Genomic DNA, 15,809 nt, shown 5'->3' on the forward strand with positions numbered 1-15,809 from the left:
ATATTTTATCCGTTTGCGTAAATAATCTATCAACCGATGACTGATCTTCTTGCCACAATGTTTGTGACGATGAACGATTATTGTGATGTGAGAAAACACAATCAGCCATTTCTGATATTTCTACTGTGAAGGCGAAGGGTAAATAATATGAAGCTAAAACCTGACGATAACTGGCGCTGGTATTTTGATACCGAACACGATCGCCTGATGTTGGATTTGGCTAACGGCATGTTATTCCGTTCTCGTTTTCCGTCTAAAATGCTAACGCCGGATGCATTCAATGAATGTGCATTTTGTGTTGACGATGCCGCGCTATTTTTTACCTATAACGACAAATGTCAGAAAGCGGCACTGCATCGTGACCTCCAAGGCGAATTAGTTTTGAATGCGCTGGTCGCAAGCCGGTTCCTAAAACCGCTTATGCCAAAAAGCTGGCACTTCATCCAACAGCCGGATGCCGTAATGTATTCGCCGCAGGCGGGTGATGTTGTACAAGTACAGCTCACGGAAACCCATGAAACGGCCTGTTTCCTGGTGGCGGAAGCCGGGGATAAAGCTTGCCTCTGTTTGCTGGCGCAAGAACAGCTGTCATTAAGTGGAAAAACCATGGGGCTGGGTGACGCCATAAAAATCATGCACGACAGACTCATGCCTGCCGTCGTTCAGAATAGGGCTGAGTGGGAAACCACGTTGGGCGAAGGCACGTCGGCATTTGAGTATGCCAAGGTCGTCTAAACCACCATATACCCGTCATACTTCAAGCTGCATGTGCGTTGGCTTTTCTTCGACTATTGCAGATGAACGTCACTCTGCGGAATACAGCTACAGGTAAGAATCTCGCCGTTTTCTCTGATGGCGCTTTGCTTCAGTGCGGAAACCTCTCCGCTGACTAACGTCAATTTACAGCACCCGCACAATCCTGCCCGACAAGAATAGGGGATTCGAATACCCTGTTGCTCCAACTGTTCCAGTAAAATCTGCTGATTGTTCCCTTGTAACGATTTTCCCTGATAGTGGATAGTGATGGCCTGTTCGCTTTTTTCGGGAACCACAAGGCTTTCGACCACCTGACCAGAACCATAAGGACGTGGCGGTTTGGTTGCTAACACTTCCAATGTATCGCCCACGCGAATGATGCCCGTATTTCTGGCGACCAGATTTTGCCCAAAATCAACGTCGCCGTTCTCGGCAGTACGGAAAGATTGCAGCGTTGCCAGTGGTTCTCCTGACGGATGCTTACGGCCACGTTCGATGCTGACGGTGGTGAAAATGCAGCGGCTACAGGGTTTGACGACGTCAAAAATAACCTCGCCAATCCGAATGGTCTTCCAACTGTCTTCGGCAAAGGCTTCCGCGCCTGTTACGACCAAATTGGGGCGAAACTGTTCGATTTTGATGCCGGCGGAACAGCGCTGGCGTAGCGCCTGAAATGAGGCATCATTAATTAACAGAAACGGATAGCCATCGGCAAAGGCCAGAGGAACATCAGGATAATGCTTAACTCGCCGCGATGGCTCATTGCCCACCCAGCGAAGCTGTACGGCACGCTGAAAATAGTGGCTTAACCAGACATTGATGGCTTCAGGGGCGACGAGTGCCGTAAAGTGCGTCCCCCAGACTTCTGTCGGCTGAGGTGTTTCGGTGAAGTCGGCAAAACGGATAGTGGCCGTTTGACCATCCGGCGCAGCAATAAACAGTCCATCGGGTAACAAGGCGGGGGTAAATAGCACCATTTGCGGATACTGGCGGGCAGTAATAAATGTGCCATCCGATTCGGTAATCATGAAGGCACGATCGTTCGCCAAACCGCTGACAGACGCCATTGCATGGGAGAGTTGTAGCCCCGCATCGATTTTACCGGATGAATATAAAGCCGCGTTACGCCAATCACTGACCTGTTCCTTGCCAAAGTAAAACGGCAACTTTATGACAAGCGTCTCGGATTAGCTATAATGCGCCTCAATTTCTTTTATGAATCTATTTTTTGGTGATAGTGACGACATGAATGCTTTGTTTGCCAGTACGGCGCGGGGATTGGAAGAGTTATTAAAAAGCGAACTCGAATCATTGGGTGCGCAGTCCTGTGCGGTTGTGCAGGGCGGTGTCCATTTTGAGGGTGACAACCGCCTGCTGTACCAGAGCCTGCTGTGGAGCCGTCTGGCATCGCGCATTCTGCTGCCGCTAAATGAATTCAAGGTACACAGCGATCTGGATTTATATCTGGGCGTGCAGGCGATTGACTGGTCAACGATCTTCAGCATCGATAAAACCTTTGCCGTGCATTTTACCGGCACCAATGAAGATATCCGCAACAGCCAGTACGGCGCATTAAAAGTTAAAGATGCGATTGTGGATAGCTTCACACGGAAAACCGGGCAGCGCCCAGACGTGGCGAAACAGCAGCCGGATATTCGCGTTAACGTCTTTTTACAGCGTGATATGGCCAGCGTGTCGCTGGATTTAAGCGGCGACGGCTTACATCAGCGTGGTTACCGCGATCTGGCTGGACTGGCACCGCTAAAAGAGAATCTGGCGGCGGCGATTGTTTTACGCTCCGGCTGGCAGAACGGCACGCCGCTGGTCGACCCGATGTGTGGTTCCGGTACGTTGCTGATCGAAGCCGCTATGATCGCGTCCGATCGCGCGCCCGGCTTGCATCGTACGCACTGGGGATTTAACGCCTGGTTAAAACACGATGCCGAACTGTGGCGTGAGGTGACGACGGAAGCGCAGCAGCGTGCTAGCCAAGGTTTGCAGACGACGACGTCGCGTTTCTTCGGATCGGATAATGACCGTCGAGTGATCGAGATCGCCAAAGCTAATGCGCGCCGCGCAGGCGTTGCCGAACTGATTTCTTTTGACGTGAGAGATGCTGCACAGCTAAAAAATCCACTGCCGGAAGGCCCGAAAGGTACGGTTGTCAGCAACCCGCCTTACGGTGAGCGTCTGGAAAGTGAACCCGCGCTGATCGCCCTGCATAATATGCTGGGTCGTAAGATGAAAAGCGACTTTGGTGGCTGGCAGCTCTCGCTGTTCAGCGCATCGCCGGAACTGCTGAGTTGTTTGCAACTGCGTGCTGAGCGCCAATTCAAGGCGAAAAACGGCCCGCTGGACTGTGTACAGAAAAATTATCAACTGGCGGAAACACAGAGTGAATCTGCGGGGCAAATCGCAGAAGACTTTGCCAACCGCCTACGCAAGAACCTGCGCAAGCTGGAGAAGTGGGCGAAGCAGCAGGGGGTTGAGTGCTATCGCATTTATGATGCCGATCTGCCTGAATATAATGTGGCGGTTGACCGCTACGGCAGTTGGGTCGTCGTACAAGAGTATGCGCCGCCGAAAACCATTGATGCACAAAAAGCCCGTCAGCGCCTGTTTGATGTGATCAACGCGACGCTGAGCGTGCTGGAATTACCGTCGAATCGTTTGGTGCTGAAAACGCGTGAACGTCAGAAAGGGAAAAACCAGTACGAGAAACTGGCGCAGAAAGGCGACTTCCTGCTGATGGAAGAGTTTGGTGCCAAGCTGTGGGTCAACCTGACCGACTACCTCGATACCGGTTTATTCCTCGACCACCGCATCGCCCGCAAAATGCTGGGTGAGATGAGCCGTGGCAAAGATTTCCTTAACCTGTTTGCCTACACCGGCACGGCGAGTGTGCATGCTGGGCTGGGCGGTGCACGTTCAACGACCACCGTCGATATGTCACGCACCTATCTGGAATGGGCAGAGAAAAACCTGCGGGTAAATGGCCTGACCGGGCGTCAGCATCGTCTGATCCAAGCAGATTGCCTGTCATGGTTACATAACGGCCATGAGCAATTTGATGTGATCTTCATTGACCCGCCGACCTTCTCTAACTCAAAACGTATGGAAGAGTCGTTTGATGTCCAGCGCGATCATTTGGCGCTGATGAAAGATCTCAAACGCCTGCTGCGTCGTGGCGGCACCATCATGTTCTCGAACAATAAACGCGGCTTCCAGATGGATACCGCTGGTCTGACTGCGCTGGGGCTGAACGCCAAAGAAATTACCGCACAGACCCAATCGCAGGATTTTGCCCGTAATCGTCAAATTCATAACTGCTGGCTGCTAACGCATGCCGGTGAGGAAAAGTAACCGATGTCTTTAATCAGTGTTTCAGGTGCGTGGCTGTCGTTCAGCGATGCGCCGCTGTTGGATAACACCGAACTCCATATCGAAGAGAATGAGCGCGTTTGTCTGGTTGGCCGTAACGGCGCGGGCAAATCGACCCTGCTGAAAATTCTGGCCAAAGAAATCCCGCTGGATGATGGCCGTATCACCTATGAACAGGATCTGATTGTCGCGCGCCTGCAACAGGATCCCCCGCGTGATGTTGCTGGTAGCGTCTTTGATTTTGTTGCTGAAGGGGTCGCCGCGCAGGCGGATCACCTGAAAAACTATCACGCCATGCTGCGTTTGGTCGAAAGCGACCCGAGTGAAAAGAACCTGAATCAACTGGCTAAGTTGCAGGACGTTCTGGAGCATCAGGGCCTGTGGCAACTGGAAAGTCGCATTCACGAGGTGTTGGAACAGCTTGGTCTATCCGCCGATGCGCCGCTGGCTTCGCTTTCCGGTGGCTGGCTGCGTAAAGCTGCACTCGGCAGAGCGCTGGTGAGTTCGCCGCGCGTGCTGCTGCTGGATGAACCAACTAACCATCTGGATATTGAGACGATTGACTGGCTGGAAACCTTCCTGAAAACGTTCCAGGGCAGCATTGTCTTTATCTCCCATGACCGCTCGTTTATTCGCAATATGGCGACCCGCATTGTCGACCTCGATCGCGGAAAACTGGTTTCCTGGCCGGGTAACTACGAAAAATATCTGGAAGGGAAAGAAGAAGCGCTGCGGGTAGAAGATCTGCAAAATGCAGAGTTCGATCGCAAGCTGGCGCAGGAAGAAGTGTGGATTCGTCAGGGCATCAAAGCTCGTCGTACCCGTAATGAAGGCCGCGTACGAGCGCTGAAAGCCATGCGTCAGGATCGCGCGCAGCGCCGTGAAGTCATGGGCTCGGCGAAAATGCAGGTTGAAGAAGCTGCCCGCTCCGGCAAGATTGTGTTTGAGCTGGAAGAGGTAAGCTATCAGGTTGACAATAAAGTGCTGACGAGCAATTTCTCCGCTCAGGTGCAGCGCGGCGATAAGATTGCGTTAGTAGGGCCGAATGGCTGCGGTAAAACCACGCTGCTAAAATTAATGCTGGGTGGGTTAGAGCCGATCAGCGGACGCGTGCACTGTGGCACGAAGCTGGAAGTTGCCTATTTCGATCAGCACCGCGCTGAACTCGATCCAGAACGTACGGTGATGGACAACCTGGCAGAAGGTAAACAGGAAGTGATGGTCAACGGCCGTTCACGTCATGTGCTGGGCTATTTGCAGGACTTCCTGTTCCATCCGAAACGCGCCATGACGCCAGTAAAAGCGTTGTCGGGTGGGGAGCGTAACCGCCTGCTGTTGGCGCGTTTGTTCCTCAAACCCAGTAACCTGTTGATTCTCGATGAACCGACCAACGATCTGGATGTGGAAACGCTGGAATTGCTGGAAGAGTTAATCGAAAGCTATCAGGGAACGGTTCTGCTGGTCAGCCACGATCGTCAGTTCGTTGATAATTCGGTTACCGAATGCTGGATCTTTGAAGGCGAGGGCAAGATTTCTCGCTTTGTCGGCGGGTATTTTGATGCGCAACAGCAGCGTGCAACGGCGACACCACTGCGGACGACGGCTGCATCGGCGGTAACCGCGCCAGCGGCGACGGTGAACACCGCACCGTCCGCTAAACGAAGCACGGGGAAATTAAGTTATAACCAGCAGCGCGAATTAGACCAATTGCCGCAGCGTCTTGAGCAACTGGAGCAGGAAATTGCGTCGCTGCAAGCGCAAATGAATGACGCCAGTTTCTTTAACCGCCCACGCGAAGAGACGCAGCAGGTCTTAAGCGCGCTGGCGGAAGCGGAAAGTGCGCTGGAAACCTGTTTCGAACGTTGGGAAGAGCTGGAAGCACAGAAAAACGGCTAATACGCGTTGCTGTGTAGCACCATCAATACGGGCGTAACGTCTCGTATTGATGGTTTTTTGGTTATAAGCTGACGAACTTTGAAGGAGAGAATGCGTGTGTTCCCATCACGATCGGCATGACCCTGATCTTCAACACAAGCACGATCTTCCACATGACCCTGCTCATGGGCATAGCCTTGAACATGGTTCTAAACACGAATATCATCACCATGATGACTATATGCTTTGCCCGCAGTGCGACCTGCTGGTGGAGTTACCTGAGCTGTCACGCGGCCAGAAAGCGACCTGCCCACGCTGTAAAACCACGCTAACCAACCACCAGACGGAACCGCGTAAACGGCCGGTTGGCTACGCGGTGAGCGCGCTGATCATGCTATTGCTGGCAAACCTCTTCCCCTTCGTTTCTATGCGTGTAGCGGGAATCACCAGCGAAATTACCCTGATACAAATTCCTAAAGTGATGGTGGCGGAAAACTACGCCAGCGTCGCGACGCTGTTTATGCTGTTTGTTCAACTGGTTCCAGCTTTCAGTATGGCCACCCTCATTCTGCTTTGCCTACACGCTTCGCTGCCGCTGGCATTGAAAAAAAACATGGGCAAAATGCTGTTCCACCTCAAAAGCTGGGGTATGGCAGAGATTTTCCTGGCTGGCGTGCTGGTCAGCTTTGTCAAACTGATGGCCTATGGTGATATCGGCATCGGCACCAGCTTTATGCCGTTTGTCCTGTTCTGTCTGCTACAGCTGCTGGCCTTCCAAAGCCTCGACCGCCGCTGGTTGTGGAATGACATCGTGCCACCCCCCGCGCTGCCTGCGCCACCGGTTCTGGGACAAAGCGGGCTATCGCAAGGCCTGCGTTCATGCACATGTTGCACCGCCATTCTGCCAGCCAACCAGTTAATCTGCCCGCGCTGCCACTCACGTGGACATGCCCGTAAGAAGCACAGTCTGCAATGGACGCTGGCCCTGCTGATTACCTCCATCATGCTCTATATCCCCTCGAATCTGATGCCGATCATGGTGACCGAAGCCTTCGGCGATCGCATGGGATCGACGATCATGTCGGGCGTTATCCTGCTGTGGGGAATGGGGTCTTATCCTGTCGCGCTGGTGATTTTTATCGCCAGCGTCATGGTGCCATCGCTAAAAATGCTGGCGCTAGGCTGGCTTTGTTGGCAGGCGAATCGCAAAACCAAGAAAACGGAAGACAGCGAGCGGATGCATGTCATCTATGAGATGGTTGAGTTTGTTGGACGCTGGTCGATGATTGATGTGTTCGTTATTGCCGTCCTGTCTGCGATGGTGCGTATCGGTCGCCTGATGAGTATTTATCCCGCCGTTGGGGCGGTGTTGTTCGCGGCCGTGGTGATTCTGACCATGTTTGCCGCGATGATGTTTGATCCCCGCTTGTTGTGGGATCGTCGCGATGATGTTCTTCATAAGGAGCCTGCCGTTGGCGAAAGATAACCATGCGATTGCGGATGTAGAAACGATTAAACGCTGGTCGCCGGTCTGGATTGTGCCAATTGTCACAGTGCTGATCGGTGCCTGGATACTGTTTTACCATTTCAGCCATCAGGGGCCGCAAATTACGCTGATTACCAGCAACGCAGAAGGCATTGAAGCGGGAAAAACTGCCATCAAGAGTCGTAGCGTAGACGTTGGGATCGTAGAGAGTGTCGTGCTGAGTGACGACCTCCATCGGGTAGAGATCAAAGCACGCCTGCATGACGGTATGGATAAACTGCTCAAGCAGGACTCCGCTTTCTGGGTGGTGAAGCCGCAAATTGGCCGCGAAGGGGTATCCGGTCTGGGGACGCTCTTATCCGGTGCTTACATCGAGCTACAGCCCGGTGCCAGTAAAGATGATAAAAACGAGTTTACCCTGCTGGATGCGCCGCCGCTGGCCTCACCGGATGCGAAAGGCATCAGGGTGATATTAGACAGCGAGCAATCCGGGCAGCTGAATGCGGGCGATCCGGTCCTGTTCCGCGGCTATCGGGTGGGATCGGTCGAAACCAGCGAATTCGATCCGAAAGCGCGCAAAATGCGCTATCAGCTGTTTATCTCTGCGCCGTATGACGGTCTGGTCACCAGCAATGTCCGTTTCTGGAAAGACAGCGGCGTTGCGTTCGATATGTCGGCGCAGGGCATGCGTGTCGAAATGGGCTCGCTGACTACGCTATTCAGCGGCGGCGTCAGCTTTGATGTTCCCGCTGGATGGGAGCTGGGCGATGCGGCCAAGACAATGGCGCAGTACCGACTGTTTGATAACCAACGCAGTATTCAGGACTCGCTATACACCGAATATAAAGAGTATCTGCTGTTCTTTAGCGAATCGATCCGTGGTTTGCAGGCGGGGGCACCGGTTGAATTCCGGGGGATTCGGCTGGGAACGGTTGCTGAAGCACCGTTTTTCCCACGCAATATGAAGCAGGAACTGGATGATGATTATCGCATTCCAGTGCTGATTCGTATTGAGCCCGATCGGTTCGAGAAAAAGATTGGCGGCTCGTTCGACTTTGAACAGCATCTGCAGCAAGCCCAGTCTCTGGGGCTGCGAGCGTCGATGAAGTCGGCTAACCTCCTGACAGGCGCGCTCTATATCGATCTCGATTTTTATCCAAAAGAGAAAGTGGATAAACGGCTGTTCGTTCTGGATGGCTACCCGGTTCTGCCTACCATTGACGGTGGCCTGTCACAGATTCAGCAGAAGCTGATGGCCGTGCTGGATAAGGTGAATAACCTGCCGCTGAACCCGATGGTCAATGAAGCAACGAAGACGCTGACGGAAAGTCAGGCAACGCTGCGTGAAATGCAAAAAACGCTGGCGACGCTGAACAAGCTGACGTCCAGCAAAGCGATGCAGGATCTGCCGGAAGATATGCAAAAAACGTTGCTTGAATTGAATCGCAGCATGAAAGGCTTCCAGCCCGGTTCACCAGCGTATAACAAGATGGTGGCGGACATGCAGCGCTTGGATCAGGTGCTGAGGGAGCTACAGCCTGTGCTGCGTACCCTGAACGAGAAAAGTAATGCGTTGGTCTTTGAGGCCTCGGGTAGTCAGGATCCTCAGCCGAAGAGGGCAAAATAATGATGAAAGCATGGACATTGGTTCTGGCTCTGGTATTGAGCGCGTGCAGCAGCAGTAGTAATACGCAGAAAACGTACTATCAGCTGCCGACAATCGCAGAGACCAATACGACGCAGGCTGCGGTGACTCAGGGTCATCCGCTATGGGTTGAACATGTCAGCGTGGCGGATTATCTCGTCAATGTCGGCTTGGTTTATCAGACTAACGATGTGCAGTATGTCATTGCCAGTAACAACCTGTGGGCCAGCCCGTTGGATCAGCAATTACAGCAGGCGCTGGTGACTAATCTGGGGAATAAATTGCCCGGCTGGGTTGTGACCACGCAGCCGCAGGGAAGTGAACAGGCTATGCTGAACGTGGCTGTCACGGGCTTTCACGGCCGTTACGATGGCAATGCTATCGTCAGTGGCGAATGGATGCTGACCTATCAGGGGAAAGTGGTTAAACGCCCCTTTAGCGTGATGCTGCCACAAACAGAAGATGGTTATGACGCGCTGGTAAGAACGCTGGCACAAGGCTGGCAGCAGGTTTCTCAGTCGATTGCTCAGCAGGCGGGGACACTGAAATAACGATGACAGGTGCTCGGTATTATCCGGTCACGGTTTGAAATATCGAGGGTTCTAAAAGCCAAATCCCTAAAAATCAGGCCTCTAAAGATGTAATGCTGTGATTGCATTACGTTTTTAGAGGTTTTTTATTGTTTTCAATCAATTAGGGTTTTGCGTTTTTTAGTGGGGAAAATTCCTATTTTGGATCACAAATATGACACTGGCGTGAATTTTGCGCCTTGACCTTTGGCGACAGAATCGGTATTGATAGTCTGTGGTTGCTTATAAAGTAATCATTGTTTTCTTTCCACCAGATAAATGATGAGGGAAATAAGGCATGAAGAGACAGAAACGCGATCGCCTGGAACGGGCTCATTCACGTGGTTATCAAGCAGGTATTGTCGGTAGACCAAAGGAATTTTGTCCTTATCAATCAATTAATGCCCGGTCTTACTGGTTGGGAGGTTGGCGAAAAGCCATGGAGGACAGGGCTGTTACCGCTTAGCGCGCCTTGTCATTAAAGGGAACGCCTCCGCTTTTGCGGAGGCTTTTGTTTTTAGGGGCTAAATGCCCGATTCTGCTTCTCTCTGTTCAATCGATACAGAGTTCAATCGATACAAAGTTCAACCGACAGACACGATCGATACACTCGATCGATACACGTCCTCAACAAATAGATGGCCTCTCACAACGATCCAGAGCGTTGTTACTTCTGTAACGTTATTTACCTATTAATTTCGATTTCGATCATTTTAGTCATTTTTTTAGTCGTTATTGCTCGATATTGATTTTAAATTGAGCGATTTAGGTAATTGTTCATTATTTATTGTTAAAAAATCTATCATTACTACCTGGATGGTATGGCTCAAGGCGGCAATGTAGTGTAGTTTTTTGCTCGGAATTTTCTGAAAAGCGGTTAGAGAGAAGAATATCGTGAAATTACGAACCAGAATTGCACTGCTGTGCAGTACGACCTTGTTAGGGATGTTAATTTTATCTGCGGTGGCGCTGAATACGCTCTATAACACGATGATGAGCGAACGCACCGGCCAGCTTTCTACGCTGGTTCAACTGGCTCACGCGGCGGCTCAAAAGGCATATGACCTTGAGAAAAGCGGTCAGCTGTCACGCGAGGAAGCAGAGAAAGAGGCCAAGCGGGCGATTGGCAGTTTCCATCAGGACGATCGCTATTTCTTCGTGCGCGGCTATACGAATGATGTGAACTACGTTCACCCTAACCCTAAACGCATTGGCATCATCGACGCCAATGGCGGTAAAGAAGCGGGAGAACGCTACCGCGCGTCGCTTCAAGGCAATACGATTGGCACGGTGATCGCGGAAGGGACACGTCCAGGGCAGCAGAATAAAGTTGAGAAACTTTATGCCGTCATTAAATTCGAACCTTGGGACTGGACGATTGGCTACGGTGACTATATTGACGATATCCAACAAACGTTCTGGCGCAATGCGCTGATCTTGCTGTCTTTAGGGTTGGTTCTGCTGTTAATCATCTCCGCGTTTGCATGGAATATGTTGCGAACGTTGATGCGCCAGCTTGGCGGCGAGCCGCAATATGCGGTGGAGGTTGTGCGCGAAATTGCGGAAGGCAATTTGCGCGTCGATGTTGAAACGAAGCCGGGCGATCAAACCAGTATTCTTTACGCTATCCGTGCGATGCGTGACAACCTGTCGCATCTGGTTAATCAGGTTCGCAGCAGCACAAATTCTATTGCCACAGCCTCGACGCAGATTGCATCGGGTAACGGCGATTTGTCTGCTCGTACCGAATCGCAGGCCAGCGCATTAGAGCAGACGGCTGCGGCTATGGAACAGCTGACCGCGACGGTGACACAGAATGCGGATAACGCGCGCTATGCGAATGAACTCGCGGTGTCGGCATCAGATGTGGCGGTGCGCGGTGGGGATGTTGTCAGCCGAGTTGTGGTGACGATGGACTCCATCAGTACATCATCACGTAAGATTGTGGATATTATCGGCGTTATTGACAGCATCGCTTTCCAGACGAATATTCTGGCGCTGAATGCGGCGGTAGAAGCGGCACGTGCCGGAGAACAAGGCCGCGGCTTCGCAGTAGTCGCGAGTGAAGTCCGCACGCTGGCGCAGCGCTCGGCATCCGCCGCTCGGGAAATTAAAGGCTTGATTGATGATTCCGTTGCCAAAGTGGGCGAGGGCACGGATTTCGTGAAGCAGGCTGGCGATACCATGAGTGAAGTGGTTGAAAGCGTGCACCGCGTCACGTCCATGATGGGCGAGATCAGCGTGGCGAGTGCAGAACAGCGTTCGGGTATTGAACAGGTCAATCTCGCGATATCGCAGATGGATCAGAGTACCGAACAGAATGCTGCACTGGTTGAAGAAGCACTGGCTGCGGCGAGATCGCTGAATGAGCAGGCACAGGATCTGTCACGCACCGTTGAACAATTCCGCGTCGATGAGTCTGCGGGCAACTATTTGGCGCTGGGGGCAAGATAACAGAAACAACAAACAGCAGGGTTCAGATATCAGCGTGAACTCTGCCGAGATTTCTCATCCGTTCCAACGATATAAAAGAAAACGCCCTTAACTTACGTTAAGGGCAGATTGACTCGCGGCGTCCTGCCGCTCGCCCTGCGGGCCGCCTTTGGCGGTCCAAAACGCCAGTCCTGTCGTTTTGTCGAACCCTGTCAAGGCTTCTCATCCGTTCCAACGATATAAAAGAAAACGCCCTTGACTTGCGTCAAGGGCGTTTTCTTTTATATGGCGGTGAGGAAGGGATTCGAACCCTTGATACGTTTTCACGTATACACACTTTCCAGGCGTGCTCCTTCAGCCTCTCGGACACCTCACCGTGGCCTCGCTGTATCGCATAGCAGCGGACGGCGCTAATGTAGGGAAATTGCCGAACAGCGTCAACAAACTTCTGCATTCAATACGCGCAATTAGCTAAAGTTAACGCAATTTGTTGCTTTGCTCGCCGCTTTTGCGTTCGCCTTCATCCATTTCCCCGTCGTGACGCAAAAAGACGATGTTTCATTTGTGTTAATCATGCGTTGTAATTTCGTTCGCTGGCTGCGGAATAGCCCTGAAAATGGTATGCTGATTTGCAAACGTTGACCCAGGAGAACCTATGTATCCCGTCGATTTACATATGCACACCGTTGCCAGCACACATGCTTACAGTACCCTGCATGATTACATCGCCGAAGCACAGCAGAAGAACATCCGCCTGTTTGCTATTACCGATCATGGTCCGGATATGGCGGATGCGCCGCATTATTGGCACTTCATGAACATGCGCGTTTGGCCGCGTCTGGTGGATGGCGTCGGAATCCTGCGCGGTATCGAAGCGAATATTAAAAACATTGAAGGCGATATCGACTGCACCGGACCGATGCTGGGTCAGGTGGATGTGATTATTGCGGGCTTTCATGAGCCGGTTTTTCCACCACAGGATAAAGACACGCATACTACGGCGATGATTGCGACCATGGCACGTGGCGATGCGCATATCATTAGCCATCCCGGTAACCCGAAGTTTCCTGTCGATATCCGTGCGATTGCGGAAGCCGCGGCGAAATACAACGTTGCGCTGGAGCTAAATAACTCCTCTTTCATGCATTCACGCCAAGGCAGTGAGCCAAACTGTCGGGCGATTGCGGAAGCCGTTCGCGACGCAGGTGGGTTACTTTCTTTAGGTTCTGATTCCCATATTGCGTTTTCTCTGGGAGACTTTACCCACTGCGAACGTATTTTGCAGGAAGTGAATTTTCCGCAGGATCGGATATTGAACGTAAACCCTCGGCGCGTGTTGGATTTCCTCGAACAGCGTGGAATGCCTGCTATCGCTGAACTTGCTGATTTGTGACAATGTCACTTAAGGGTAGTGTCACTTAAAAGCCAATGTCACTTAACAATAAATAGGGTTATGAATGAACGAGTTTTCTATTGTGTGCCGCCTATTGGGCACGCTGTTTTATCGCCAGCCGCAGGATCCTTTGCTGACGCCGTTATTCACGCTGATTAAAGACGGGAAACTGGCGCAGCACTGGCCGTTAGAACAGGATGCGTTGTTGGAGCGTTTGCAAAAGGGGCTGGATTTGCCCGCAATGGCGGCGGATTATCAGGCGCTGTTCGACAGTGAGAACGGTGCGGTGTCACCGTTGCGTTCGTCCTATGAAAGCGATGCTGATGACGCGGAAATTCGTACCTTTTTGCAACAGCGTGGCATGCCATTAAATGATGGTGGTGCGGTTGGTCATTTTGGTAGCTTATTGCTTGCTGCGTCATGGTTGGAAGATCAGGCACAAGAAGACGAAACGGCGGCACAGATTACCCTGTTTGATGAGTATCTTTTACCGTGGAGCGATCGTTTTCTCGGGAAAGTGGAAAGCCACGCCACTACCGCATTTTATCGTACGTTGGCGATAGTGTGCCGTGAAGCGCTGGAAGCGATGCGAGATGAACTGGGCGAAAGCGACGAAGAAGACGAGTCGGAAGCGGAAGAATAATACCGCGGTATGAAACCTCGCAGTATGAAACTTCGCAGTATGAAACCTAGTGCGCCGATAGCAGACATGATGTGTGCTATCGGCGAGTCAGTATTAGTCAGTAAATAGGATAACGATCTGGCCGGGTTTGATTTCGATGCCTTTCGCCATCTTCTTCGCCATTGATTCCGCCGTGCTCTTATCCGCATTCAATACGTAAGCCGGTTTTTGGTCAAAATAGCTTTTTAGCGATTGATTAAGATACGGGCTCAGTGTTTTCATTACCGCCTGCATTTTCTCCGGCTGTACGGTGTAATCAACCAGTTCCATGTCTTTCAGGTAAATCGCGCCCTGCGTTTTATCAAAGACTGGCTGTGCTTTCAGTGTCAGCTTCATGTCGGCAGCCTGATTGCCCAACAGAGACGAAATATCGACCTTCGCGTTGCCTGTCAGAGTCACTTTCCCCGGTTCTGCCCGACCAATCTGGCTGGACAGTTCTGTCAACACGATATTGGCATCTACCACGCCAGGCACGCCCAACTGTTTCTGATAATCATTGTGTTTTTGCAGGTACTCATTCACTTCTTGCTCACTGAGCGTGTATTGCGTGAGTTTATTACAGCCGCTTAGTGTAAAAGCCAGCAGCACTGCGGTCGCTGCCATCCATCCTGATTTTTTCATTATTCTGACCTCTTGATGCTATTTACGCGCACAATTTATTCATATAGCGGTCTATTCACATGAACGATCTCTTTATGTGAATAATCAACACGATTCTGCACGAGCAGCGTGCGCCTGATGCGCAGGGTAAACAATAGGATAGCACTGAAATGGCGGATAATGCCGCTTCAGAACGAAGCGGCGGAGTAAAACTAAACGGTTAGATTGCCAGACTACTGAGTAGCGTGACTTGAGTCTGTTTTGCCATATTATCCCGATAGTCCGCAACGCGGGAAGGCGGCGTAACACCCGCAACGATGGACAACGAACGTAGCAGCGGGAAGAGGTTGATGTCGTCTGTTGATAACGTACCGTTACAGGCATTCGGCTGAACAATCAGCGGATCCAGATCCTGTAGGTCATTGTTCAATTTCTTAATCAGCCCCTGTGAATGGCTCAGATGGTCAGCAAAATTGCCTAGCTGGGCTTCCTTCTTATTGACGAAATAGTGTCGGGCGGAAGCGGAGGCAAATTCTTCAAAGGCCGCCTGAGCAAAGCGGGGGATAATCAGACGTGGCGTATACTCGGTGACTTTACGCAGCCAGGCGGCGATGGCCGGATTGGTTGAGCCAGTCAGCAGCGGTTTGCGGTCGTAATTATCGATGAAATGAACGATGTCCATACTTTCTGGCATGTAGCTGCCATCATCTTTTTGCAGAATGGGCACCATCTTTTGGCCGATTAATCGCTCTGGCATTGCAGCGTCATCGTTCGCCACTATTTGCAGTTCGACAGGAAGATTTTTTAGGCCGAAGATCATGCGCGCTTTAACGCAGTAGGGACAGTGATCGTAAATGTAGAGCTTCATGCATCGTCTCCTAAATCACAGGTTGTAGACAAAGGCCGCGGGGCGACCAAGCGTGTAACCCATCATCAAACAAGATAGACCGAGTGTGCGAGAAGGCTCGCGACGATAACAATTGTTTGAA

Annotated in this window: 12 protein-coding genes, 1 tRNA gene and 1 pseudogene; 10 read left to right on the forward strand and 4 right to left on the reverse strand. The window is 51.6% G+C overall.

Annotated features, from left to right (window positions below; genetic code table 11):
• The first annotated feature begins 147 nt into the window (after window positions 1-147).
• Complete coding sequence (locus BJJ97_RS14480; protein ID WP_095699275.1) at window positions 148-735, forward strand: cell division protein ZapC; 588 nt, start codon at window positions 148-150, stop codon at window positions 733-735.
• A gap of 53 nt (window positions 736-788) precedes the next feature.
• Here BJJ97_RS14480 and BJJ97_RS14485 read toward each other — a convergent pair.
• Window positions 789-1,891, reverse strand: a pseudogene (locus BJJ97_RS14485) (YcbX family protein).
• Window positions 1,892-2,001: 110 nt separating this feature from the next.
• Here BJJ97_RS14485 and rlmKL point away from each other — a divergent pair.
• The 7 genes from rlmKL (at window position 2,002) to BJJ97_RS14525 (ending at window position 12,166) form a co-directional block, all read left to right on the forward strand.
• On the forward strand, window positions 2,002-4,119 hold the full coding sequence (gene rlmKL / locus BJJ97_RS14490; protein WP_095995381.1) for a bifunctional 23S rRNA (guanine(2069)-N(7))-methyltransferase RlmK/23S rRNA (guanine(2445)-N(2))-methyltransferase RlmL: 2,118 nt from the start codon (window positions 2,002-2,004) through the stop codon (window positions 4,117-4,119).
• Window positions 4,120-4,122: 3 nt separating this feature from the next.
• A complete protein-coding gene (locus tag BJJ97_RS14495; protein ID WP_095994391.1) occupies window positions 4,123-6,033 on the forward strand; it encodes an ABC transporter ATP-binding protein in 1,911 nt (636 codons plus the stop codon).
• 220 nt (window positions 6,034-6,253) lie between these two features.
• Entirely contained in the window at window positions 6,254-7,498 is a 1,245-nt protein-coding gene (gene pqiA, locus BJJ97_RS14500) for a membrane integrity-associated transporter subunit PqiA (RefSeq protein WP_254592939.1), read from the forward strand.
• Window positions 7,458-9,125, forward strand: a complete 1,668-nt coding sequence (pqiB, locus tag BJJ97_RS14505) for an intermembrane transport protein PqiB (protein ID WP_370761854.1) — start codon at window positions 7,458-7,460, stop codon at window positions 9,123-9,125. The genes pqiA and pqiB overlap by 41 nt, the downstream gene beginning before the upstream one ends.
• A complete protein-coding gene (gene pqiC, locus BJJ97_RS14510) occupies window positions 9,125-9,694 on the forward strand; it encodes a membrane integrity-associated transporter subunit PqiC (protein ID WP_095994394.1) in 570 nt (189 codons plus the stop codon). Before pqiB ends, pqiC begins: the two co-directional genes overlap by 1 nt.
• Window positions 9,695-10,010: 316 nt before the next feature.
• Window positions 10,011-10,178 (forward strand): ribosome modulation factor, encoded by a 168-nt coding sequence (gene rmf, locus BJJ97_RS14520; RefSeq protein WP_010276992.1) that lies wholly within the window; start codon window positions 10,011-10,013, stop codon window positions 10,176-10,178.
• 428 nt (window positions 10,179-10,606) lie between these two features.
• A complete protein-coding gene (locus BJJ97_RS14525; RefSeq protein ID WP_095699281.1) occupies window positions 10,607-12,166 on the forward strand; it encodes a methyl-accepting chemotaxis protein in 1,560 nt (519 codons plus the stop codon).
• Window positions 12,167-12,431: 265 nt separating this feature from the next.
• On the opposite strand, the gene BJJ97_RS14530 is transcribed toward BJJ97_RS14525, so the two are convergent.
• Window positions 12,432-12,521: transfer RNA gene (locus tag BJJ97_RS14530), tRNA-Ser, on the reverse strand.
• Between the two features lie 279 nt (window positions 12,522-12,800).
• Here BJJ97_RS14530 and BJJ97_RS14535 point away from each other — a divergent pair.
• Window positions 12,801-13,538: a phosphatase gene (locus BJJ97_RS14535; protein ID WP_095994395.1), complete on the forward strand. Its 738-nt coding sequence runs from the start codon at window positions 12,801-12,803 to the stop codon at window positions 13,536-13,538.
• A 64-nt stretch (window positions 13,539-13,602) separates the two neighbouring features.
• Window positions 13,603-14,181 (forward strand): TorD/DmsD family molecular chaperone, encoded by a 579-nt coding sequence (locus BJJ97_RS14540; RefSeq protein WP_095994396.1) that lies wholly within the window; start codon window positions 13,603-13,605, stop codon window positions 14,179-14,181.
• A gap of 93 nt (window positions 14,182-14,274) precedes the next feature.
• On the opposite strand, the gene BJJ97_RS14545 is transcribed toward BJJ97_RS14540, so the two are convergent.
• A complete protein-coding gene (locus tag BJJ97_RS14545; RefSeq protein ID WP_095994397.1) occupies window positions 14,275-14,841 on the reverse strand; it encodes a lipoprotein in 567 nt (188 codons plus the stop codon).
• Window positions 14,842-15,040: 199 nt separating this feature from the next.
• Entirely contained in the window at window positions 15,041-15,688 is a 648-nt protein-coding gene (gene grxB / locus BJJ97_RS14550) for a glutaredoxin 2 (RefSeq protein WP_095994398.1), read from the reverse strand.
• Window positions 15,689-15,809: the final 121 nt, after the last annotated feature.

Origin of the sequence: Pectobacterium polaris, from assembly GCF_002307355.1 — a bacterium.
GTDB lineage: Bacteria > Pseudomonadota > Gammaproteobacteria > Enterobacterales > Enterobacteriaceae > Pectobacterium > Pectobacterium polare.

Coding starts and splice junctions, on each gene's coding strand:
- BJJ97_RS14480 (WP_095699275.1), top strand. CDS start 148: ATGAAGCTAAAACCTGACGATAACTGGCGCTGGTATTTTGATACCGAA.
- rlmKL (WP_095995381.1), top strand. CDS start 2,002: ATGAATGCTTTGTTTGCCAGTACGGCGCGGGGATTGGAAGAGTTATTA.
- BJJ97_RS14495 (WP_095994391.1), top strand. CDS start 4,123: ATGTCTTTAATCAGTGTTTCAGGTGCGTGGCTGTCGTTCAGCGATGCG.
- pqiA (WP_254592939.1), top strand. CDS start 6,254: ATGCTTTGCCCGCAGTGCGACCTGCTGGTGGAGTTACCTGAGCTGTCA.
- pqiB (WP_370761854.1), top strand. CDS start 7,458: ATGATGTTCTTCATAAGGAGCCTGCCGTTGGCGAAAGATAACCATGCG.
- pqiC (WP_095994394.1), top strand. CDS start 9,125: ATGATGAAAGCATGGACATTGGTTCTGGCTCTGGTATTGAGCGCGTGC.
- rmf (WP_010276992.1), top strand. CDS start 10,011: ATGAAGAGACAGAAACGCGATCGCCTGGAACGGGCTCATTCACGTGGT.
- BJJ97_RS14535 (WP_095994395.1), top strand. CDS start 12,801: ATGTATCCCGTCGATTTACATATGCACACCGTTGCCAGCACACATGCT.
- BJJ97_RS14540 (WP_095994396.1), top strand. CDS start 13,603: ATGAACGAGTTTTCTATTGTGTGCCGCCTATTGGGCACGCTGTTTTAT.
- BJJ97_RS14545 (WP_095994397.1), bottom strand. CDS start 14,841: ATGAAAAAATCAGGATGGATGGCAGCGACCGCAGTGCTGCTGGCTTTT.
- grxB (WP_095994398.1), bottom strand. CDS start 15,688: ATGAAGCTCTACATTTACGATCACTGTCCCTACTGCGTTAAAGCGCGC.